The sequence below is a fragment of the Desulfatibacillum alkenivorans DSM 16219 genome, assembly GCF_900142135.1.
In the GTDB taxonomy this organism is placed as follows: Bacteria; Desulfobacterota; Desulfobacteria; order Desulfobacterales; family Desulfatibacillaceae; genus Desulfatibacillum; species Desulfatibacillum alkenivorans.
On sequence record NZ_FQZU01000060.1, the window covers coordinates 1 to 24766 of the forward strand.

The 24766-nt window shown below is 58.3% G+C and carries 8 protein-coding genes and 1 tRNA gene; 3 read left to right on the forward strand and 6 right to left on the reverse strand.

Annotated elements, in window-relative coordinates; all coding sequences use genetic code 11:
- Positions 1-455: 455 nt before the first annotated feature.
- Entirely contained in the window at positions 456-2273 is a 1818-nt protein-coding gene (locus BUE18_RS25590; RefSeq protein WP_073478984.1) for an acyl-CoA dehydrogenase, read from the forward strand.
- Between the two features lie 316 nt (positions 2274-2589).
- Here the strand turns inward: BUE18_RS25590 and BUE18_RS25595 are convergent, their stop codons facing one another.
- Positions 2590-3345, reverse strand: a complete 756-nt coding sequence (locus BUE18_RS25595; RefSeq protein WP_139264935.1) for a GNAT family N-acetyltransferase — start codon at positions 3343-3345, stop codon at positions 2590-2592.
- A gap of 420 nt (positions 3346-3765) precedes the next feature.
- On the opposite strand from BUE18_RS25595, the gene BUE18_RS25600 reads away from it, so the two are divergent.
- Entirely contained in the window at positions 3766-4311 is a 546-nt protein-coding gene (locus BUE18_RS25600) for a BP74-related protein (protein WP_139264937.1), read from the forward strand.
- Between the two features lie 171 nt (positions 4312-4482).
- Here BUE18_RS25600 and BUE18_RS25605 read toward each other — a convergent pair whose 3' ends face one another.
- Positions 4483-6282: a dipeptidase gene (locus BUE18_RS25605; RefSeq protein ID WP_211482843.1), complete on the reverse strand. Its 1800-nt coding sequence runs from the start codon at positions 6280-6282 to the stop codon at positions 4483-4485.
- Between the two features lie 304 nt (positions 6283-6586).
- Between BUE18_RS25605 and BUE18_RS25610 the strand changes: the two genes are divergently transcribed.
- A tRNA-Asp gene (locus BUE18_RS25610) sits at positions 6587-6665 on the forward strand.
- Positions 6666-7228: 563 nt separating this feature from the next.
- Here BUE18_RS25610 and BUE18_RS25615 read toward each other — a convergent pair.
- The 4 genes from BUE18_RS25615 to BUE18_RS25630 are packed head-to-tail and all read right to left on the reverse strand — an operon-like array spanning position 7229 to position 23770.
- Positions 7229-8155 (reverse strand): hypothetical protein, encoded by a 927-nt coding sequence (locus BUE18_RS25615; protein WP_073478987.1) that lies wholly within the window; start codon positions 8153-8155, stop codon positions 7229-7231.
- Complete coding sequence (locus BUE18_RS25620) at positions 8152-8907, reverse strand: rhodanese-like domain-containing protein (RefSeq protein ID WP_073478988.1); 756 nt, start codon at positions 8905-8907, stop codon at positions 8152-8154. The genes BUE18_RS25615 and BUE18_RS25620 overlap by 4 nt, the downstream gene beginning before the upstream one ends.
- Positions 8907-12866: a hypothetical protein gene (locus BUE18_RS25625; protein WP_073478989.1), complete on the reverse strand. Its 3960-nt coding sequence runs from the start codon at positions 12864-12866 to the stop codon at positions 8907-8909. The genes BUE18_RS25620 and BUE18_RS25625 overlap by 1 nt, the downstream gene beginning before the upstream one ends.
- Positions 12863-23770 (reverse strand): right-handed parallel beta-helix repeat-containing protein, encoded by a 10908-nt coding sequence (locus BUE18_RS25630; RefSeq protein ID WP_211482844.1) that lies wholly within the window; start codon positions 23768-23770, stop codon positions 12863-12865. Before BUE18_RS25630 ends, BUE18_RS25625 begins: the two co-directional genes overlap by 4 nt.
- Positions 23771-24766: the final 996 nt, after the last annotated feature.

Sequence of the window (24766 nt, forward strand, 5' to 3'; positions counted from 1 at the left end):
TACTATGGTATAGTGTGAAAAAATAATGTATTATTCATAATAACAATATGTTATATAGATTATTGTTGCCTGCCCTTTCCCGCGCGAAGCGCCATATAAAGGTTTTTTGCGGAGCTTTTTTTCAGAAAAGCGACCCGCCGGAGGCATGCTTTTGGGCAGTTCGCCGCCGGAGGCATGCTTTTTCGCTTCTCGGTTTTTTCGCTTTTCGGCGGTTCGCCGACGGCGTTTAACGCCCTGCCATTTTTTCAACAGCTTGAAATATTGGAACGAACACTCGTTCAGCTACTACAACATAACATTTTGAAATAAAGATAAATAATTTTCAAAAAAAATATTGAAAAACAAGTATATTTGAGCGTATACTATTCACACGTTTGTGTAAATAAAAGGGCGCCGACATCAGCCTGTCGAGGCTGGCGCCATCACAGTAAAAAAAATTTTAAGGAGACAATCACATGGCGCAGCAATTGATCGACCAGCGGGACCTTGATTTTGTCATCTGGGAGCAGATGAAGGCCGAAGAAATCCTTGCCAATGAAAAATATGCGGAATTCAACAAAAAGACCTGCGAAATGATCCTCAGGGAAGCCAGGGCCATCGCCATCAAGGAAATTCTTCCCACCTTGGCCGAAGGGGACAAAGAAGGGGTGAAATTTGAAAACGGCGTGGTGAAGACGCCGGAGTGCTTCCGGCCGGTCCATGAAAAAATACTGGAAGGCGAATGGCAGAGTGTGGGCGTCCCCCAGGAGATGGGCGGCCAAGGGGCTCCGGGTCACATCGCCTATGCGGTGGCTGAGTATTTTCTGGCCGCCAACTACGCCGTGAGCGGATACGCCAAGATGGGAATTGGCACGGCCAGGATGATCCATCTGTACGGCACGCAGGAGCAGAAAGACACGTACATTCCGAATCTGGTCGCCGGAAAATGGGGCGGGACCATGCTCCTCACCGAGTCCTGCGCCGGGAGCGACGTGGGCGCACTGGAAACCACGGCTGTGCGGAACCAGGACGGAACCTTTTCCCTGACCGGAAACAAGATTTTCATCACCAACGGCGAGCACGATTTGGTCGAGAACATCATTCACCCGGTATTGGCGAGGATAGAAGGAGATCCCCCCGGGACCTCGGGAATCTCCATTTTTATCGTGCCCAAATACTTTGTCAATGAAGACGGATCTCTCGGCGGCCGGAACGACATCGTGTGCACGGGCGTGGAGGAAAAGCTCGGCATTCACGGCTCCGCCACCTGCTCCATGTCTCTGGGCACAAAAGGGAAGTGCACGGGTTTCCTTTTGGGTGAAGAGAGAAAAGGCATGAACATCATGTTCAACATGATTAACGGATCGCGCATGGGCACGGGCCTCCAAGGGCTTTCCTATGCCTCGGCGGCCTATCTTTTAGCGGTCAACTACGCCCGGGAGCGCATCCAGGGCAGGAGCCTCGCCGATTTTAAAGATAAAAGCGCGCCCTCCGTCCCCATTATCGAGCATCCGGACGTGAGGCGGAACCTTTTGTGGATGAAATCCTACGTGGACGGCATGCGGAGTTTTTTCCACTATCTGGTTTCCTGCTCCACCCGCATGGAGACGGCCGCCACGCAAGAGGAGAGGGAAATCTATTCCGATCTTTTTGAAATGCTCACCCCGTCCATCAAGGACTACCTGGCCGTCAAAGGCCATGAGGTCTGCGTCCAGGCCATTCAGGTCTTTGGGGGAGCCGGCTACACCCGGGACTACCTGGTGGAGCAGTACGCCAGGGATTGCAAGATCACCTCGATTTTCGAAGGCACCTCAGGAATCCAGGCCATGGACCTTCTGGCGCGTAAGCTCGGGCGGAAAAAAGGGGCCGTATTCGCGCATCTGCTGAAAGAGATGCAAGCCACGGTTTCGCGGGCCAAGGAGTTTGAAGGGCTGAGGGATCTGGCCGAGGATCTTGAGCAGGCAATTCCCGCGTTCGCAGCAACCGCCGAAGGGATCCTGAAAAGAGCCGCGTCTCCGGAATTCATGACCGCCTTCGCCCATTCCCTGCCCTTCCTGAACGTCCTTGGGGATATGATGATGGCGTGGATGCTGCTCTGGCGGGCTGAAATTTCCTCCAAACAGCTTGCGGACGGCGCCAAGAAAAAGGATCTGGATTTTTATAACGGCCAGGTCAAGACGGCGCGGTTTTATATCAAGACCATCCTGCCCGAGGTTTTGGGCAAGATGAACGCCATCAACGCCGGGTCCGGCGTGGCCATGGAAATGACCTCCGCCGAGTACGGCGGACTATAGGATAGATTCCAAACCCGGAAGGCGCGGGACGCCTAGGAAATTTTTCGTTCCGCGTTTTCCGTGGTTCATTCAGGCAGGAAAACCTTGCCCCTGCGCGGGCGCGGCAAGCGGCGCCCCTACGTGGTCCAGGGCATTGGGGCGTGAGGAGTTTCAGCCTCCCCGCCCCTCACGCGAAGCGCCATTAAAAAATTTTTGATCAAACCTTTTTGCCGCTTTGCGGCGTGAAGAAAAAGAGTTTGCCGCCGGAGGCATGCTTTTCTGTCTTTGGCAGCTTTGCCGCCGGAGGCAAAAAATCCTTTTCGCGGCTAATTAGTCGTCAGGACTTGATTGCCGCCATGAACGGATTTTTGTGGACGCGGCCCATTTCCGTCATTCTGAATTGGGTGAGGCTGGCCAGACGCGGATCATATTCCTCCAGGACTGTCGGCCGCATGATGACTTTATGGCCCGGCATTTCCATTAAAATGCCTTTATCGATCAGGCGTTGCACCGTTGGGTTTTCAAGATCCATCTTCACGCCGGCCATGGCGTAGTCTATGATGACATCGACGACCACGTCTTTTTCAACCTCCGCCAGTTGCATAAACGCAGGGTGAAACTTGACAGTCCCGCATGGGACCTTCCCCGCGAACGGCAGGGCGAGGAACAGCTCTTGAGGGCTATCCTCATGAATCAGCTGCGGATAATTTGTGAAGCCGAACATGCAGTAAAAATTGGGCGGCCCCACGAGGACGCAGCCGCGACCTCCAATGCCGTTCATTAGGCGGGATAAGCCTGCTTTGATAAGTTTGCCGCCAATGCCCAGTCCCTGAAACTCAGGCAATACCGAGATCGGGCCTAATCCGTACCAGTCGCTGGCCCCGTCGGATATAGTCACGGGCGACACGGCCATATGCCCTATGACCTGCCCGTCGACCTCCGCCACCAAAGAAACTGTAAGGGCGTCCGCCTTCCTTAGATCGTCAATGATCAGGTGTTCGGTCTGCTGCCTGAACGGATAATCCTCATACGCAACGATGGTGTTTTTGGAGATTGCATCGTGGTCGTCTTTATTTTCGGGCCTGATTTTCATGATTGGGTCCATCGCCTGCTCCGCACATATTGGGGAGGAATCGTTTTATGATTCGTCCTTTTCAAACAGGGAATCCCTACCATGTTTTCTTCATGGGATGAATCCCCCATTCGGGGGATATATGAATTCCGGGAGGCGCCCTTGATTCCGGGAGCGGGATTGCCCATGGGGCGTTAGGAAATGACAGCGCGGAAGCCGCAAGCAGCGCCCCTACCTTGGCCAGGGACGCCAAGAGCTTGATCTGATCCAAAAAAAACTCCGTGCGTTCCGCGTATTCCCCAGTTATAATCTTTGTAAACAGCCGCCCTTAGCAATCGCATATCAAACATGAAAAAGAAACATCTTATACAGATAATAAAGACTCTCTGTTTAGCGCTTTTTATAAGGGGCTTGTTCTGCCTGAGCCCGGCTTGGGGGGAGGTGCGTTATTTCGAATTCGCCTTACGCGGATATTCGGATTCGGAAAACTTCATTGCAGCGACCTCCAACCCGGCAACGATCGCGCAAGTCGAGGCGCAGCTGCAGGCGCCTGAAGATCAGCGCCGCATGCACATCAACGGAAACATCGCCGCCGGAAACGGCGGGGTCAACCACTGCTGGGGCTGGCATCATGTCACGAATCAATGGGCGCTTGCCGAAATGTCCATGGAGCTGTGCGACGGCCGGCCTTCGCATGTGGAGGATGACTTGGACTATTGGTTGAACACGGTGGGCGGATTCTGCCCCTGGAGTTCCTACGCGCTCAGAGAGGTGGGCAAGGACTCCGTTGCTGAAGGCGACGTAAACAACGATAATGCGGTCAATCTGGACGACGCGCTCGTCTCCCTGCAAATCGCCTCAGGCCTGGATGGGCCGCCCTGCCTCAGCATGTTCGCGGACGTAAACGGCGACGACAGCATCGGGATTGAAGAGGCGATTTACATATTGCAAGTCTTCGTTCGAATTCTGGAATCATCCGAGCCTTAGCTTCAGGAATCACGGAGTTACAGCCTGCCTTGTTTTTCGCGCAGCGCCATTTACCGTTTTTTGCGGAGCTTTTTTTCAAAAAAGCGACCCGCCGGAGGCATGCTTTTCTGTTTTTCAGCAGTTCGCCGCCGGAGGCGCAGTTCGGCAATCCGCCGCCGGCGGCCGATCCTATTATTCCTTATCGGGCATGTCGTATTTGATGGGCCCGTGCGGCCAGCTTGTGGCGTCCCGCCATTCCTTGGGATATCCCATTTCGATATTGAGTTTTCCGGGATAGTTAAGGCCGCCGTCAGCGTATTTTGCCACCAAAAGATCGCCGAATGCCTGCCACGTCAAAAAGGTGTCATTAGCCGAGCTCACGCTGAACTCCGTCAACATGGCCCGCGCCTTTTCCGGATCCTTTTTGTAAGCGGCCAGGGCCTCTTGATCCATTTCGCGGACGGCGTCTTCCAGTCCTTTTTCCATTTGGTTGCGTTTGGATTCGATGTCGCGGTGGATATGCTTGTAGTTCAAGGCCGCCCAGTTTTCCACGAAGTTGAACGCCCAAAAGGCCGAATCGCGGGTAAAATAGCGTGCGTCGCAGGTTTTGTAAGGAGCGGCCACGGCGGTCGACCCCACATAGAATGGCGTAAAGCAGGTCTCGGACGGCTTGCCGTTGCCGAACCAAAGGACCCCGCCGATGGGATCGGGCAGGCTGCTGCGCCCTTCGCACACAAACACGTAGGTGCAGTAATAAACAGACAAGGGGCGCTCCCAGGCGCCTTCCAGTTTTTTCGAGGGATCGCTCACGTCTCCGCCGGCGTCGTAAGGCCCCAGGATTCTGTACGGACACCCAAAGGGGCCTGCGGCCACGCCCTTTGTCATGTCAAACTCCGTTCCTTCGTAATGATCCCTATGCAAGGACATCACGTCTTTCCGGGCCAGTTTTTTGTCAGGCTTGATGGAAAAGGGATAGGCCGTGGTAAAGCCGTCGTCCACCCAGGGGCTGAAATCACGCGATGGCGCCAGCTTGGTCATGAGGCGCCACACCCGGCGAAGCGAGTAATAGGGATGGTTATACTCCCCCTTGCTGACGGTGCGGAGCCAGTCCAGCTTGCCGTCTTCGGGCTTCCACCATTTCATGGCCTCCGCGGTGAAATACAGATGCCTGCCGTACAGCTGATCCGGGTTGTCCGGATCTATCTCGCGAATGCGCAGCTCATTAGCGGCGACGAACACCTCCCCGTCCGGCACTTTCTGGGCGACCCACAACCCCGGAACGTCCTTGGGGCCGGGAACCATTTCAATGACCCAGGCTTCCTTGGGGTCGGCCACGGGCAGGGTTTCCCCGGTTCCGTAATATCCGTACGTATCTATCAAGTCGCCAATCAACTTCACCGCTTCTTTGGACGTCTTGCAACGCTCCAAGGCCACGCGGGCCAGCTCCGCGCTGTAAAACAAACGTTTCGGCCCGGGCATGTGTTTCTTATTTTTGACATCGGTGTCTGTCTTGGAGCCGTCCGTGCATTCCCCGAACATCAGCTGGTGCTCGTTCATAATCCCATAATTCCCGTCGTAATAGGCGTAGGTGTGGGAAACCTGGGGGATGTATCCCAAGGGCTCCGTCTGGGGAGCCCCGGGATTTTCATAATCCGGGCCGCGGGAGGTCCCCGTATACCGGCAATAGGTGAAGCTGGCGTATTCCGGCAACTCCCCGATGGAAACGGCGTCAAAATACACCGGGCGGGAGCTTCCCGCTTTATGATCCTCGGCCGGAACGTACATCAAACGGGCGTCGCCAAGATGCCCGTCATCCGAATGGGACACAAACATGGCCCCGCTCTCGGACGCTCCCGGGGTGACAATGGTTGTTGTGCAGGCGCTGCACATTGGGCATAAAAAAAGCATCAGGCCTGCAAAAATGATAAAAACCATTCCCGCCTGACGCAATTTTCGAGACGCAAACGCCGAACCGATTTTTTGAATCTGCATTTCAGTCCCTCCATACAAGTCGTATAAACCGTGGATAAGATAATGCTGACCGTATTATTTTATGATTATATGTAATAGCTAACACTCCGGAACAAGCGCATGTCAAGATTATAAACCCGATGTCAGGCTGTTGGGGGCATGCAGGGAAGACGGCCAAAAAAGGCGGCTAAAAAAAAATGGTGTTGGGTGAAAAAGGCAGTTGACCTTTTAAAAAACATCTGGTAAATCGCCATTTCCACTTGAGTTGGACACGGGGCCAACGCAACGGAATTCAGCGCAGGAAGGAAAAAGATCCACCCATTGCGGGGGCGTAGTTCAGCTTTGGTTAGAACGCCGGCCTGTCAAGCCGGAGGTCGCGAGTTCAAGTCTCGTCGTCCCCGCCATAAAGACAATTCCAAGGGCCGTTCGATTTTTCGGGCAGCCCTTTTTTTATGCCTGCAAATCCCGCTGCGCAACGATTTCAGGATTTCAGGGGACGTCTTTCATTTCGGGGGACGTCTCTCAAAAACTCAATAACTTTTTCTTTCGGGGGACGTCTCTCAAAAACTCAATAACTTTTTCTGCTTAGCCGCCCAACCATCCTCTCTGCGGCCTTGTCGGGTCGTTAATCCGCCGGGCGGCACAAAACCAAGGACAAAGACACTGGATTCCCGATATGGAAGGATTGGGAGGCCCACCCCCCCCCGCGGGCGCGCCAAGCGGCGCCCCAACAAGATACTGGCGCGGCAAGCGGCGCCCCTACGAGACACAGCGGCGGTAAATCAGCGCTAACATGCATTCTTAATGGGGACCATGGGAACAAGATAGACGCCTCTTGCGCGAAGCGCCATTTTAAGGTTTTGATCAAACTTTTTTAAAAGTGTGCCGCCGGAGGCGCGCTTTTTTAGCCATTTATTAAGTGAGTTGCGGCTCAAACGTCAAACGTAGATTTGACCCCATCTTGTTTTTAGTAGCCTGCGGCTTGTTGCAGCAGGTGTAGAATGTCCTTAGGTTGAATGCCGTCCTGGCCAGGGTCTGATATGGAGCAGGCGCAGGGCTGGTCCAGATTGGAGGCCAGCACGCGCAGGCTCAGGCCCGCCTCGTAGATTTCTCTGCCTTGGTTTGTGGTTTCCAGGGCAAGGGATTGAGTCTCGGCCACGGCGAATTCCTGGTCGAATTGCATGGCGATGGCCGCCCACACGGGCGGACCGTCCGTTCCCCGCAGGACCACCAGGATCAACTCCTTTTCCCCCTCGGGAGTCCAATTGACGCCGTCTTCTCCGAACACATTGGACAGATTCAGGCTGACTGTATCGTCTTGTGCGCCGTCGCCCACGTAGGCCGAAACCCCGTGCCGGGTTTGAGGGCAAAACGCGGAAGCTACATAGCCCTCGGCGTCGAGCGTTCCGGACCCGTCGTCCAGCCGCACGGTCAACACGGGAGTAATTACTGCGAATCCGGCCGCCTTGGGCGTTTTAACCGAGCGGGTTCCGGTTTCGGGATAGGTCAGGGTTTCGCCGCTTTCATAGGCAATTGCCGCGGTAAAATAATAGCCCGTGTCCGGCTTGAGGCCGGAAACCCGGATTTTATACAGGCCCAGGGCTTTGGCTTTTTCCCGAAAGGCGTATTTGGCGGACATGGCCTCGTAAGCGTCTGACGCCTGGGGATCTCCGCCGCCAAGGGGAAAGGCCTGCACAATCACCTCGTCCCCCGCCTCGATGGTTCCCGCGCTGTCGGTATAGACAGTCAAAGAAGGCTCGCCGTCCGGGTTTGCCTGCCACAGGACGTCAAACCCGCCCGGGGTTACGTCCAAAAGGCATACGCCGGGCTCGGCCACGGCTTGCCCCGCCGCCAGGATCATCACCGCTGCAACTATGCAACATATTTTTTTCATTGCGATATCTCCCTGGTGATGGTCTTCTTTCCGGGCTTACCCCTTGATTGCAGGGTGGGCTCGCCGCCGGCCAGGATGACAAAGCGATGCATGCCCGCAGCCCGAAGGCGCCGGGCGTATTCCTGGGCTTTGCCGTCTCCGTTGTCGATGAGCGCCAGCAGGTCCCGGGCGTTGGCATTATCCACCAGCCCGGAAGATTTCCGGCCCGACGCAACCACCCGGGCTTTGGGAAACAACTCCCGCAGGTTTGTCAAAGCCTCCCCGCCGTCTTTCCGGGCGCCTTCTTTTCGCAGGTCCACCAGCAGCACGTCCGGGTTGGTTTCCACGGCGCGTGACAGCATGTTGTAGGTCACATAATGAAAACTTTCCTCGCTGAGCCCGCTGGGGCCGGTGGATTCGTATCCCAGGGCGGTCCACCGGGTGAACCCGCCTTCCAGTTGCTCGGCCGAAATTCCTTCCCGCGCGTTCAGGGAATCCAGGCATTCGTCCTCCCATTCGATGACGATGCCGTCGCCGTAAATCACCACCTGGCCCAAGGGAGGCAGGTTTTTTTCCTGGCACACGCTGGCCGGAATATTGATGGCGCCGGGAATGTGGGATTTGGTGTAATGAAAGGACGGACGCACGTCCACCACCGTGGGCGGGTCGCCGGATTTCAGCATGGCGTCCAGGGCTTCGGGGCTCAGGCAATGGCCCGATTGCGCGCTAAGAATCAGCGCGGCGATGGTCAGCAAATAAACAAGGGGTTTCATTATTGCTCCTCCCAAGGATTCCAATCGTTCACGGCCTGAGCCATGTCCACAAGCACAACGCTTGACGCCGGGATGACAAAGTCCTCCCCGGCGAGTTCGCCGTTTGCATCCATATACGCGACCGACCAGCGGCCGGCGGCGGCGTTAAGACCGCGCACAGCGTTGACGTTATCAACGCCAAGAGACTTGATCAGCTTCCAGGCCGTCAAATCGTCCGGGAAATACGAACCTGACAGCACGTTCAGGCCTTCGGCCAGGGCCGGGACGGGGTTGCCTTCCATGCCCAGTTCCAGCAGGTTGGCGGCGCCGAAATCCGTCCATACAAAGGTTCCGGCTTCCAGGCTGAAATTCTCGCCCTGAGCCGCGCCCTCCACCCACGCTGCGGTTTCCATGACAGGCGCGGGCGCCAGGGACGTGAAGCGCGACACGGAAGCCGCCCCCGCCTTGGCGTTGTAGTCTTCCAGCAGGGTGTACGCGTCCGAGTAAGCGTCAACCATGGCCTGGGTGACGACCACGCAGTTGGCGCCCGAAAACACGGCCTGGGTTTTGGGAATCGGGACGATGTTCACCGAAGATCCCGACTGACAAACCAGCTTGCCCGCCGCCAGACAAGGCGATTCCATTTGCGTGGAAGAACCGGTCAACTGCATCCAGGCGCCGGTTCCCAAAACCAGGATGCGGATATTCTGCATGTCCGCGCCCATGCTGTCTTCCTCATAGGTTATAAAGCGCCCGTTGATGCTGGGCAGGGTTTCGTTTTCACCGGTGGCGGTCAAACGGCGGACCTTACGATCGAAAACGGGGCAGCCGAAGATGTCGTTCTGACCTTCCCTGTTATCCTGCCATACCAGCCAGCCGGCCCCCAGGTCCGGGCGATACTGGCCGTCGATGCTGTCGGTGATGCGGTACACCTCGCCGGTCAGGATGTCGGCCATGTAGATTTCGCCCCATCCCGTATCCCGCATGTCCTGCCAGGCGCACCAGCGGCCCCAGACCGTGGGGTAAAGCTGGTCAAAGGACGAGGAATCCGCCCTCACGGTCGTATTGTTTACCAGGTCGTAAATCCTGATCTGCCAGGGATCGTCCGGGTTGTCCGAGGCCTTGGCCTCGTAAACCACAAAGGGCCAATGCACGTCCGGCCTCTGTTCGTCCGTATCCGCGCTCGAAGTGATGTTCACCGCCTCGGTTCCGGCAAGCAGGTCCTTGGCCATGATATCCCGTACGCCGTCCGCCTGCACAGCCTCCCACACGACCATCCTGCCGTCCGTGGCCGGGTTCTGCTGATTCAAAGACTCCGTGGTGACCGCGTAGGGAGACGCCGCTTCATTGGCCAGATCCAGGGCCATGATGTTCCAGGTCCCGGTTTTCTGGCTCTGCCAGACCGCGAACCGGCCCTTGGCGTCCGGGTTGGAGGATTGGGCGCCGCCGCTGACGGCGGTTCCGGCCATCTCGCGGATTTCCACGGTCTGGGACGCGTAATCCACGTTGCCCAGGGAATCGGTCAGGGTCAGGCGGATGGTGTACCATCCCGCCGGGACCAGGTTGCCTGCGTCGTCCCTGCCGTCCCATGTCACGTCCAAATCCTGCCCGGCCTGCTGGGATTGCATGGTGCGCATCAAGGCCAAATCGCTGAAGTCATGCCCGTACATATATTCCACCAGCCACGTAAACGTCGTGGGCGAGTCCTGGCTTTGCCAGTCAACGCCTGTCTTGCCGATGAAGTCCAGCACGTGCGTGTCTTCGGTCAGACGATCCAGCTCCACGGTTTCCGTAATGGGCGCCTCCGCATGGAAATATCCCGCGTCAATGCGATACCGGAACATGTCCGCGCCGGAAAAACCGAACCGCGCCTCGTCCTCCGCCGAAGGAACGGCAAACTCCGCATGCCCCATGACAGGCGGCGCCGAAGAGTCCACGCTCCACGTCACGGTCAAAGCGTCGCCTTCCGGCAGATAATCGCCGTGGGCGTTCCGCGCGTTCACAATGAGCGTTTGCCGGCCGTCGCCAAGCCCGCTCAGGGAAATGGCTTGTGATACCGAATACTCCGCGCTCCAATCCCCGCCGTTAAGCTGATACTTGTAAAAATCCGCCAAAACTCCGCCCACGGTCAGGGTTGCGGAATCGCTCTGCGTCGGGGTGGAGGGGACGCCTTCCAGGGTCGGCCAGGCCAGGACGCCGGAGAACACATCCACCTGGGCGTCCACATAGCCCGCGTCGCTGGCGACGGTGGCGGTGATCCGCAAGGAATCCGGCCGCAGGGCCGTCATGCTTCCGGCGGCGTACAGTGCGCTCAGGTCCAGGCCGAAGCCGTCCACGGCCGGCCCCCCGCCGGGCACGGCCACTGTAGCGGTCTTGACCTCTTCGGTGTTGCCCTCGCTGTCCTTGGAGTAATACTCGATGGTGTGCACGCCGGACTCGTCTATAAAGAAGGGATAAGCCGGGGCGAAGTCCCCCTCCGCGTCCACGCGCACCATGGTTCCCACCGGGCTGGCGTCTTCCACCGTAAAGTAGAGCCAGGTGTCCGGGGTCACGTAGGTCACGCCTTCCTGCGTCGAGGACGAGCCGGAAAAACGCAGGGTGGTGACCGGAGCCGTGGAGTCCGGCGCAGGGTCCGTATAGGTCACGGTGTAGGTGTAATCCCCGATGCTCACAAAATCGAAGAGGTTCAAATACTCGCTCCGATCATTGGTCATGGGATCGTAACGGATATTCAGCCAGGCGTTGGGCTCCGCCAGCGCCTTGCCGTCGTTGCGCACCACCTGATCGATCTCCCGGGTGAACTGGGCCAGATCCTCCACCCGCATATACACCCAGCCCTCCACGTCCGCATGCACCGTAACCGTAGCCACGGTTTCACCGCCGATGACCGCGGCGCCGGAAAGGTGGTTGACCGGGTTCGTGGTGCAGTCGCTTTCGTAAACCGTATCCGGGATCATTGCCTCGTCCCGGTCCGTGTCCGCCAAAAAATCCAGGATGCCGTCCCGGCCAGGCAGATCGCACAAAACCTCCTGGGCGATGAAATGGGTGTCCACGCTGGTGATGAGGGAGGTATCCTCGCCGCCCAAATCCGTGCTGTGGGTGTAGGTGGCCGAAAAATCCACAAACTCGCCGGAAAGGCTCGTGATCATGTCCCAGGCGCCTTTGGCGCAGCCTCCCGGCTCGATGTCGCCCAGGTTCACGGTCAGGTTGGCGTCATCCAAAGGAGAGTCCATCACCCGGCACCCCAGCAATTGGGCTATCAGAATCAGGCCTTGGGTGTTTTCCACGATCACCGGTTGCTCAGACCGGATTTGCACATCGTGGGCCGCGCCGTATCCGTCGTTATGAACCAGCACGCCCAAGGTAAACGGGATGGGGCTTTCCACCACGTCCGGCGTAAAAGGATCGTCCCCGTCCACATCCCGGGGCTGTAAATAGGTGATTGCCAGCCTGGGCTCGGGCCTGACCGTGATGGTGTCGGCATGAACCTCCAGGGTGGCGGGATCGATTTCCGTATCGTAAAGGGAGCCGGAAAGAATGGCACCCACCTGGTACAACTGGCCGGTGGCCTCGATTCCGCCTGCGTCCGTCATGGGAATGATGAACCACTCAATGGTTATGGTTTCTCCGGCCTGAATGGTTCCGTCTCCGTCAACGGACGAAATATTGGTCAAATCCGGCGGGGCGACAAAAAACAAGTCAGAGGCGTCCGTATCTTCCTCTCCCTCCTCGGTTGCAGGCTTGATAAAAGTCAGGGCCGCCGCAAAATCGGTGATCGGCGCCTCGGACTCGTTGTTGGTAAGCTCCAGGGCGGCCAGAAAGCCCACCCGTTCAAAGGTCAGTTCCTGTAAAATCTGGATTTTAACGCCCGCGCACACGCCCCGGAACTCCTGCACGGCCAGGGCCTTTTGTCCTGTCGCCAAAAGTAGAAGCAGGCACAGCAAACCGGCAGCTCTGATGAAGGAGATTGTCTTTTTCATAAAGCGCCTCCTTCCCCGGCTCCGCAGCGTTCGTGAACAAGCACGCCTCCCGCGAAGAAGGACCGGTTTCTGGACACGTCCAGGCTGTAGACCTCGGATTCCTTGTCGATCATCCGGTTCCTGGTCGCCCTTGCGGGCAGGTTGCCCGGCCTGGAAAGGACGTCGTTCACATCCAGTTTTATGGCCTTGGTCCAGCCGTTTTCCCGGGTGTAAAACAGGTGGCCGTCCGTGGTCACGATGCGCTGCGCTGCGCCGTCCTCCTGCTCCACCCATAGCTCACGCAGGCTCGGCGCTCGTCGTTTGGTCTTTCTGATAACCTTGTCCGGCCTGCCGTCAAAGCCCATGACATTGTCGCCCGCCTCCACAAGCTCAATGGGCTTTTCCGTTCCGTCCGCCATCAAAACAGGCGTTCCCGGGGCGAAACAGGGCGGGCCTCCTCCATAGGTCCAGGCCCCGTTGCCCGACACTCCGGCTGGGGCGTCGGGCACGGACCCAGTATCCTTGATTGTGAATATCTTCTGCCACAGGCAGCTAAAGACATTGGCTACAAAATCCCAGGGGCCTTGCATGACGTCGGCCATGGCTTTCAAGGTCAGGAACATGGTGGCCGCCGCCAGGACAGCCCCGCCGCTGGTGATGCATACGCCGTTGGCCATCATGCGCGATATCATGGCCTTGAGCGCTTTGCCCAGCCCCTGGTACCCGCCCAGGACGCAGTCCAGAAAATCCTCCCAATCTCCGTCGTCCGGGTCCGGCAGTTCACTCCAGCCGCTCTTGGAGGGCCGGGAGCCTTGTTTGGATATAGGAAACAGGGCGTCAGCCGAATTCACGCTGCTCTTTCTCGAAGACCCGGCATCTTCCTCATCGCCGAAATAGCACATCCGATACGGGATGATCATACTCTGGTTGGCGCCCAGTACGGGCACGTACTCGATCAAGGGAACCAGCGAGCCCCAGGACACGTTAAAGGATTCTATGGTCAGATTTTGCGCGGCCATTAACCCCACGTTGCTGACTTCCACGCTGAAGGTGTCCGAGAACCCGGCCACAACGTTTGTATATTCCTTGTACGAGGGATCCAGCACAAGCACCGGCATGGGCACATGGGTCATGAAGGTCTGCTCCAGGACGATTTCGTACCGGTCCGTAAAGGGCACGGGCTCCACCGAGAAATTGATATTTACGAAACTCCGGGAAAGGACGCAATTTTCCTGTACGGTCTGGTCCGGGATGATTTCCACCACCCCTGTTTCCGCACTGCAGCCCGAAGCGGTCACCTGCCAGGACCACATGCCTTCCTGAATGCCGGAAATCAGCGCCTGCCCGTTCTCATCGGTTTCCACCACATCCAGTTGCACGCCAATGGTGTTGTTGTACAGCCGCACCTTGGCGCCCTCCACTTTTTGAGCGACGATGTCGTCCACCACAAACAGAACCGCCCCCTTCAGGGCCGAGGTGATGTTCACGTAAACAGGTATCTCGAACTCCTGGGACGTGTTATCCCCTGACACGGTAAAGGAATCGTTGTGGTATCCGAATTCCGTATCATCCGGGGGAGCCAAAACCACATCAAAGGATTTGGACTCGCCCACGCCGATGTCGCCCAGGCTGACCTTTCCTTCCCCGTCCAAAGGCAGGTTGGTCTGCATCCAGCCAATGCTTTCCGGCGGCGTTATCTTGGCGTTCTCCAGGGTCTCCATGCCCATGTTGCTGAAGGTCACGGTCCGGGCTTTGATGCCGCCCCGGTCCATGGCAAGATCCAGATATCCCTGTTCCGGGGAGTCCACGGCAATCAGCGGATTGGCCGGCAGGCAGTACACCGTGGCCGTCATGACCGCCGTGGCGCCCATGCTGGAGGTGAACGTCAATACGGCTATGGCCTCGTCCGGCGCGTCCGCTCCGGTGTGCAGGGTGCATGGCGCATACACTCTTCCCTGGGCGGGGACGGTGATTTCGCCGGAGGCGAAGTTAAAGTCAAAATCCAAATCGTCTACGGGAGTCTGGTTTCCGTCCTGATCCTCCACATAGGCCGTAAAAGAACCCGAATCCAGGGCCATGTTCGTGGTTCCCGGATTCATGAGGTTGACTTCAAAATCCAGAGACTTGGACCGGGTGGTCCGGATTTCCACATTTGGGGTGGTGCAATACAGGCGCTGAAGAGAAAACACATCGTGCGCCAGCACGTCTTCATTATCAGGATGGGCGGCCCAGACCGTAATCCGGCCCGAAAGGCCCGGGGTGGGGACGTAATTCAAGACGTAAGAGCCGTCAGCCTCGGTAACCGCCTCTTCGTACCAGGTGAATCCCCAGAGGGCAAAGCCGATCTTTAACGGAGCATTGCCAACGGGAGCGTCTGTGGCCGTGTCGCGGGCGAAACCGCTGATAACCACCGCCGCCCCGTCCGTATAAGCGTCCTGGTCGCATTGGGCCGTGCCGTAATACGGCAAAACCTCCGCCGAAGCCAGGAGCTTTTCCTCCACCGGGCCCGTGGACGACTCCGTATCCAGGCCCAGGTCATGATAGACTTTCTCCACCCCGGCGAAAACCAGGAGGTCGTCCCCCTCCTGCACACTGGAGGGAACCAGAACCTGGACGTCCACGCACACCTCGGCGCCGGGCGCCAGGGTGTAATACAAGGTTCCGTCCGCCATGGCCGCCGCGCCCGCCGGATATCCCACGCAGTAGCCCCGGGACAGCTCCAATCCGTCAAGCGTGCGGATGGCGGCGTAGATGTCGCCTGCGGAAAGGCCTCCGTTGCGGGCCAGGATGACGTCCATAACATCGTGCCCTTTATTCACCAGGCACGCCTGAACGTTCAACGATACTCCCGCTTTGGGGCTGGCGGGAATGCTCAGGTTGATCATGCCCGTGGGATAATGCACGTACGGGAGGCGGTCGCCCGACCAATACTCCACCATGCCGTCGTCCGGGTATTCCACAAACGCCTTGATCTTGGCGATCCTGTCTTCCAGGGCGCCGTCCAGGGGAACGCAGAAAACAAAACTTCTGCTTTCGCCGGCGGGGATGGTCTCGCCGTTCAGGTCCGCGGTTTGCTTGTCCTGGCCGTCATAGGCGAGAATCAATGACACGCCGTCCAGAGCCAGCGCCTGGGAGGGGTCGTGATTGGTTATGGTGACGACCACGTTGTTAAAGGAACTGGCTGTCAGGAAGGTGTGAAGCCCTGCGCCGTCCGGATTTGCAGCCACTTTCATGGTCACGGGATGCACCGTCACCGAGCGCCTGGGGCCTTCCCGGCCTTCATCGTCCACCGCGGCCACGCTGTATCTGGCCGCGGAAGTCAAGGTAAAGCCTTGGTCCGTGTATGAGGCGTCACCAATGGGGATTTCCGTAAGCAAAGCCCCTTCCCGGTATACATTATACGCCGTCGCCTGTGGATCGTCGCATTCCCAGGAAAGCACGGGGAATTGATTTGCGTATAACTCGGCCTTGAGGCTGTGAATCAGCCCCACGGCCAGATTGATCTCCACGGCGGCGGCCGGTGTCTCGTTGCCCGCGGCATCCACAGAGCTCACCGTATAAGCCACGATTCCGCCGGCAGCGGGCTTGCCCATAAAGCTCAGACCGGCGCCCTCCAATACTTTGCCGGCCAGCGTTCCGTCCTGATAGATCTTGTACATGGAAGGCGTTTCGCCAGCGGAAGGAGCGTCCCACGTGATCGTCACGCCTTGGGTCTGCACCTCGGCGTAAACGTTTTCCGGCGGGCCGGGCGGCGTAGCGTCCGAAACCGCCTCCACGCACCCGGTAAGAACGGCCTCCACGCCCAACCTTTCGGCCGCGACCGCATACCGGTAGGTTCCGTCGGCCGGAGGCGCGTCCGCGTAGGTCAGGCCTGCAATATCCTGAGCGGCCAGGGTGGGCGCGCCGCCGGGGCAGGCGCCCTCCCCTCGATACACGCGATAGGTGTAGGCGTTGGAGCTGGCGCCCCATTCCAAGTTGATTACGCCCGCCGGGCCGGATTCGGCCGTGAGCCAGCCGGGCGCCTGGGGCGCTGGCGGCTGGGCCGTGTCATAAAGCTCCAGGATGCTGTTTTCCGGCTCCGTATTCACGGAATTGCCAACATCGTCCACGGCGGCAAAGGTGAACACGCCCGAGCCTGCGCCCATGGAGGCGTCCACGGTCAGGGTTCCGGTGTACTCCTCATCAGCGCCGGCCAGGACGATTTCCGTCTGAGCCCCCAAAGGAGAAGTAAAGAATAATTGAGGCGCTTCCCCCGGAGTCTCGCTCAACGTCAGGGTCAGATCCAAATCCGTGGACCCGGCGATGCTGATGACAAATCCCTGATCGCAAGCCAAAGTTCCGGTCAGGCCCTGGGTGTCCAGAACCAAAGCCGGACCGTTGGGAATCCCCTTGAAGGTGTTGCCGAATACGTCCCGCGCTCCGGAGTATACCCCCACGGGACCGGAATCCATGGAAGCGGTCACCGTGAACACGCCGGTCCAGGACAAAGGCTCCCCTTGCACCGGATTAAGGCCCACCGCGACCGGGCCGGAGGATTGGCTCGGCCTGAACGCCAGATACGGATTACCCAGGATTTCCTCGTCCGAAAACATGTGGATTTCCACAGGCCCGGGACCGTAAGCGTCGGCCTCCGGCACATAGTAGATATACAGGTTGGGCGGTTGGGAATCGTACTCGGCTTGCACGATGTTGCTCAGGCCGCTTTCGTTGCCTGCGCTGTCCAGGGCCGTCGCCCCGTAATACCAGACCGCCGTCCCAGGATTGGTTTCGTACCATTCAGTGGTTTTGACGTACTGGCCTTGCAGCGCCGCCTCAGAGACGTCGCTGAAATAACTGTCCAGCTTATAAATATTGTACGCGACCGGAATTTCTCCGGCGGAGGAATACTCCCATTCCAATCCAATGCCGGAGCCCGCATTGACCTCCGCCTTCAGGTTCTGGGGCGCCTCGGGCATGACCGTGTCCAAAACGATCAAGACCATATTGGAAGCCGGGCTGGTTCCTATGTCGTCCACGGCGTAAGCCTTGATGCGGTTGTCCCCTTCAGCCAACTCCACGTTCGACAAGGAAAAATCTCCATTGCCGTCCGAAAGCGTGGAGCCCGCAAACACGCTGTTGACGTAAATCCTTATTCCTATGTTGGGCTCGGCGCCGCCGCCCACGGTCACCAGCTCGTCCGCCAGGATCAGGCCCGCCTCGGGAGAGGTCAGGACCGGCGCCAAAGGCGGTCCGGTTTCCACAATCACGCTCCGGTCTTCAATGAGCAGGGCGCCGGAATTGTCCACGGCCTCAATAGTGACGGTATGCACGCCGCTGGCGTAATTTCTCACGTCCCAGGTGTGGTCAATGGTCGTTGCGCCGGACTCCTCCACCAAAGCGCCGTCGATGTACAGCTCAATCTCCTCCATCCCCAGGGGAGACTGGACCGCGGCCGCGATGGTGTAGGGCCGGGTGATGACCTGGCCCTCGGTGATGTTAAAGGATTCGATGACCGGGCCGCCAGTAAGATAAGTCAAATCCACCTGAACCACTTCGCTTTCGTCCCCGGTGATGCTGCGGAACTGAGCATAGATGGTTTTGGCGCCCCCGCCGGTGGACAGGGAGTGCACCGCCTCCTGGGCGAATTCCTGGTAATACACGCCGATAAAGGCGGCATCCTCCGAAATCCGCATCTCCGCCGCGGTCCGGCAGGCCAGACGCAAGGTCACGTCCTCCTGGGAGATGAGGGTGCGGCCGGACGCCGTGCCAATGGCCGGAGTCAGGCAGGGTTCGGAAAGCAAGGGGCTGGTGTAATCCACGTCTCCTGAAAGCGTGCCGGGGATGTCTGCGGCGTCGCTCACGCCCCAGTAATTGGTTTGGGCGTCCAGGGTTGTGCTGGAGGAGCCCGCCGCGTTGGTTGCGTTTCGCTTGATCACCGACCCGTTCACAGTCAAGCCGGCCTGATCCTGAGCTTCCAAGCCGGCCGTGTTGTAGGCCGTCAGGGTCTTGGCCGCCGTCACAACCGCCGAGCCCTTGGCCAGCAGGCCGTGATCCGCGTTGTTGTAAAAGGTCAGGGCTTCGGTGGCGGGCGAGCACGAGTCCACGGTGAGTCCCTTGCCGTAATTGATGAACACATGGGTCAGGTCGGAGCCCCCGGCCTTTTGCTGAAGCGTTATCCCCTCCCAATCGCCCTTGGCCGGGTTTTCCTCCGCTGAGGTGAACACAATAGGGTAGAGCGCCGAGCCCTGGGCGATCAAGGCGCCGTCCTCCACCACCAATCCCGCGCCCGCCTCGAACTTCAACCAAGCCCCTTGGGCTACGGTCAGGGTCGCCCCGCTCCTGACCGTCATGGTCTGATGAATGACCACTTCCTTTTCATCGCCGGCGCCGATGGTCGTATCTTCGTCAATGTCTCCTGCAAAAGGATCAGTCCAGGCGATGGGCGTGACATTGGGATTGCACCCGCCGTCCCTGTTATAGGCCACGACCGCAAAATAGGTGGTTGCGGTGCGATCCACGTTGCTGACCGTGTACTCGTTCCCCTCGCTCAACCCCACGCTGGCCACGGCGCTCATGTCCGTGACGTCGCTGAACGTGGAGGAGGATTGAAAAACCTTGAAGCCCGAGAGGCTGCACGCCTCGTATCCGCCCCAATCCAGAAGAACCTGGTCGGGGTCAGGGCCGGGCGCCGCCGTTGCGTTTATCACCGGCGGGATGATGGGCGGCGTTTCGATAAGCACCGTTGCCGACACCGGCGACACATTGCCTGCGTCGTCCCGGGCGCAGATGGTTGCATAATATGTCGAATCCAGGTCCAGGCCGCGAATGGTATAAGACGCCGACCAACCAGGCCGCGTGGAGATCAGGGACGCCTCGTCCGTGGAGGCGAAATCCCCGGAGTCGCTCAGGTACACGTTGTATCCCGCGTGATCGGAGGCCTTAACGTAATCGGCCCAGGCCAATGCAGCCCTGGTGCAATCGACGTTGTCCAATACAGGAGACACGGCCGGCGGAGGCGTCATGTCCAGTTCAAAAGAGAACACATCGGCGGCCGGGTCCATGACCGCGCCGTCCGCGTCCTGGGCGCTGGACACGCTCAGGTTGATGGTTCCTTCATTGCCTGCGGCAAAGGAAAAATCCCCGGTCTGATATGTGTCGTTGGTCAGGGTGGTGGTCAGCCAGGTTCCGCCCGCGGGAACGGCGGGAGCGCTTCCGCCTGTCGTGTTGCTCAGGTTCAACGCGGGGGAAACGCCCGTATCCATGCTCGTGTTGAAAATAAGGGAGATGGAATAATCGTCCGTGTTGGGAACCGGGTCGTCGCGGGAGGCTTCCACCCGGACGATCACCGGCGCGGGAATCACAAACGGAACTGCGTCCACCACGGTATTCTCGCCGTCGGAAAGATTCACCGCGGTCACGGCGGCATAGTAGGTCGTCTTAAGTTCGAGGCCGCACAGCACGGCCGAAGCCCCGCTGGCCTGCATGACAGGAAGAATGCCGGAAACGCTGTCAAAATCCTCGGTCTCCACGTACACGTTATAGTGATCCACCAGATTTACCGGCTGGGAAGCCGTCCAGACAAAATCCACACAGGCGGTTCCGGCCGTGGCCGTGATGACCACGGGATTGGCCATGAGAGTGACGCCCGGCAGGGAAAGCACCGGGCTTTCGTTGTCGTCCGCGTCAAAGGCCGTGAGTGAAAAATCATACTGAGTCGCTGGATCCAGCTCGGTTTTTGTGTAGGATGTAACGTCCGTTCCCAGGACGTCCGGCGAGGACGAACCGTCCCAATAGGCGTTGTATCCGGCAAGATCGCCTGCGCTGTCCGCCGACGGCTTGAAGGTGTAGATCAGGGAATCGCCCAGGCACTCCACCTTAAGATTGGTGGGTGCTTCGGGGGGGATGGCGTCCGTTGGCGCGCCTCGCACGGACGTGACGTTTTCGTCAAAATCGCCTTCCGAATCCACGGCGACCACGGCGAACCAATAGATCTGGCCTTTGGTGAGGCCGGTTATCTCAAAGGATGTCTGAGCGGCCGACACGGAGTCCAGCAGGGTCGCGCTTGCTACTGTGTCGAACGAAGATGAATGCTGATAAATCCGGTATCCGGCCACGTCGCCGTGCACGCTGGGGTCGTAGCCGGACCAGTCCAGGGTGATGGTGGTTCCGTCATGGGCGCCGTCCACCTCCACGTCTCCCAAAGTCGGGGGCAGGTTCCGGGTGGTGAAGCTCCAGACAGGGCCTTTGACCAGTTCCAGGGCCGCGTCCTGGGACCAGATCTGCCAGTAATAGGTCCCGCCGGGAACAAGGCCGCCCTGGGCGTAGGGAACGCCCAAGGTCACGGTGTCGGCGTAGGCCAGCGACTCCGGATCGGCGCCCCAATACAGGCGGTAGGTGACCGAGTCCTCCGGGTCCGGATCGCCCGCGCAGAAAGAAACTTCCGCCGCGTCCCCGATCATGGCCGCATCCGTCCCGCCGTCCGCGGGCGCAGGCCTGTTGGGAACGATGGGCGGCAGGTTTTCCGGCGGCATATCCCTGCAAGAGCTTGGCGCCGTAAGATAGGGCGCCGTGTTTACGCTGCCGAAAACGTTGTCTCCTCCGGTTCCCGGGCCGCCGGCGCTGTTCCAGTAATTATTGGCTGCGTCCACGCCCTCGTCGTCCAGTTGAATCAGGCCGTAGTCGCGGTTGCGCACAAAGTTGTTGTTAATAATGGTCGGCTGGGCGTTGGCATCCAGCTTGATTCCCTGGTGGTTGTCGGTCAGGTTGTTGCACCGGATCAGGGCGTCGTTGGTGTCGTCGTGCCGGCAGAAAATTCCCGCGCCCTTGTTGGCCCGGATATCGCAATATTGAATGGTGGGCGCGCCTTTATACATGTAAATCCCGGCCTCGGATTGGCTATTCCAAAGCACGCTGCCGGCGTATTCCACCACCGCGTGTTGGAGGATGCTGGGCCCCCGGCAGGCGTCGCTGAAGTATATGCCGCCCCAGTCGCCGGGAGCAGGGTTGCACAAGGCGGAGGTAAAGGTGACGGGAGCTTCTTCCGTTCCCAGGCATTGTAAAACTCCCTTGTAATAAGAAGAGTAGCTGCGAACCCCGATCCGAAGGTATGCATCCGCCTCAAAGGCCAGGGTGCATCCCGCGGAAATGGTGAAAGTGACCGGATCGCCTGTAGCAGACACGGCCCTTGCGGTGACAACGCCCTCAACCTGATAGGGAAGCTCCTGGGCGTGCCAGGCGCAACTGGAGGAAATCCTGCCGTCGCGCACATGGATGGCGTCCAGCCCGTTGCCCCAGCCGAAATTGTCCTTGGTTCCGTCCACGGCGTCAGGATCGAGATACACCGCCTCATCCTCGTTGCCGGAAATATTGTTGCTCCAAAGGACGGGAAAGGAATTGTCGTCGCCCCACACGCCTATGCCCGTGTTGCTGATGACCGTGCATGCCGAGATAACCGGAGAGGCGTCCACCATCCGAATTCCCGCGCCCCCGCCGCCGCCATGCTGCACCGTGCAGTATTCCATGCGGCAGTTGACGCTGTCCGTGGCGTTTCTGAAATAAATGCCGTCCCAGTCTCCGGGGACGGCCGGGTCCATGGCCGAATAAAACTTGATCGGCGCGCCTTCCGTGCCCACGGCATGGAGAGCGCCCAGGTAGTCGCCGTAGCTGTATAGGCCGATTTTCAAGCCCGCACTGGAAGCAAACGCCATGTTGACGCCGGGCTCCAGGGTCAACAGGGCGTTTTCCTCGCTTCTTGCACTGTAATAAACGCTTACGTCCCCCGCTATGTAATAGTACAGGCCCTGGCTCTTCCAGGTTTGGTCCTCCCGAAGGAGTCCCTCTGCAACTTCAACGGCGTCCCTGCCGTTGCCCACCCCCGCGTTGCCGGACATGCCCCCGACACCCGTGGGAAAGGTATGTACGGCGGAGGATTCGTTGTACGAAAGGACATTGTCCTCAATGACCGGAGTAATGTCATCGGAAAGCCTGATTCCATATTCCGAAGAACGGGTGATTGAACAGTTGGTTACGGCGGGTTCGCATCGGTCCACGTATATGTTCGCGTTATACGTCAGTCCGCCGTATGAAATGTTGCAATAATCCAAAGCGGTGGAGGCGCCGTCGCAGGCAAAATGGAAATACAGGCCTTTCCAATCTCCCGGAGAAGGGGTTTCCGCATAGGAAGTAAAGGTGATGGGCTTTTGGGCTGTGCCGACGGCATATATTGCGCCGTAATACTTTCCGCTGCTGTAATAGCCCGCTGTAATGCCGTATCCCGGACAGACAAGGACCTCCACCCCCGGTTCTATGGTCAAAACCGCCGGATCCGTGTTCTTTTGCGAATACCGTACGACGACGTTTCCCTCCAGGACAAAGGGCAGATCCTGATCATGCCACACCAGGGACTCGGTCATGTGGGCGCCGTACACCCGGATTCCATTGACGCCGTTGCCGGTTCCCGCGCACCCTGTAACGGCGCCGGTGGCATTGGGATAGATGTAAGCCGCGCCTTCCGCGTTATCCGTGAAGGCGCAGTCCGTCAACGCAGGCTGGGAGGCGGAGTCCGCGTACAAACCGTTTGATGCGGAGTTCCGAAAGATGCAGTTGGTGAAGGCGGGGTTTGCCGTCGCGCAATACACCATGCCGTCGTAGGCCGCGCCGCCGTATTCAAATACGGCGTGATCCACAATGGAATCCGCCGTGGTGTATCTGGTAAACCGGACTGATTTCCAGTCTCCGGGCGCGGGTTCGGCCGCGTTGGAGGAGAATAGCACGGGCTGGGCTTCCGTGCCGTTGACCTGAAGGGCGCCATGGTAATACCCGCTGCTGTACCGGCCAATGGCCAAATAGGCGCCCGACTCAAACAAGACTTCCACGCCGGCCTCGATGGTGAGGGTGGCGGTGGGCCCCGCCTTGGTGCTGTGGGACACATACACCGTGCCGGACAAAATATAAGGGCTGCCCGCGGTGGTCCACGTGGTATCCGAATTTATATAACCACTTATATTTGTATCGGATAATGCTGTCTGGGGTAAAATAAAGGCAAGGAATGCAACGACAACAAGCAGGTTCCGCAGCGGGCGCTTTTTCATGGGTTCACCTGTTACTAAACCGTTAATCGGTCAGTATTATCATTTAGCAGCGTTTTGGGGTGTTTCTTTTGCAGGATGAAAACGCATAGCATATTAATTTTTAGATTTCCATAGGCTTTTATGTGAAATCCGACACAGGGATAAAATGCCCGTAAACCCCAAAAGATAGGCTCACAACAGGCATCTCCGGGAGTTTTACGGAGCAAAAATGCGGAATTCCAATGAGAGATGATAGTCCGAGCAGGCGACCTTAATTTCAGGATAAAATAAGATATTTATATGACTATTTATCCACTGGAAATGCGTAAATCCTTGCAAAAATGCAAAAGGTTGTGGGGCAGCATCCCGTCGATCAGATCCTGGAGAATCCACAGGCATGGGGGCGCTTAATCCTTTGCAGGTGGGGGGGCGGCCCAGGCAAGGCAGTTTTTTGCCTGGGCGCGTTAGCGCAAAAGGTGCGGCCTTGTTGTCACCTGAAATCCAATAATGCACGGCGGGAGGACGCCCCTCCCAAAACCAAACAAAAGCATGAATTCAACCAACTCCATACGCCCGCCGGACTTCCCGAATTTCCCTATTCTTTCCCGGTCGCGCCTTTTGGCCTTCGGCCCCGGGCATTGCATGCCTGGGCCACCCTGCCGCCTTTTCTTGGGTCGCCTCAAAAAGAGCAGGGCAAGCCCTGACGCTACATTGCTATTTATGCATTTTCGGATGAATTAGTCTTCGTAGGGCGCAGGGTCTCCTTGCCCAAAGTCGCCGGGGATTGTATAATTTTTGGTGTAGTTGCAGGCCCCCGTGCCTGCCGGGGATGCGCTCCGCGCGTCCTCAAAGCACAGCAAGCTGTGCGCCCAC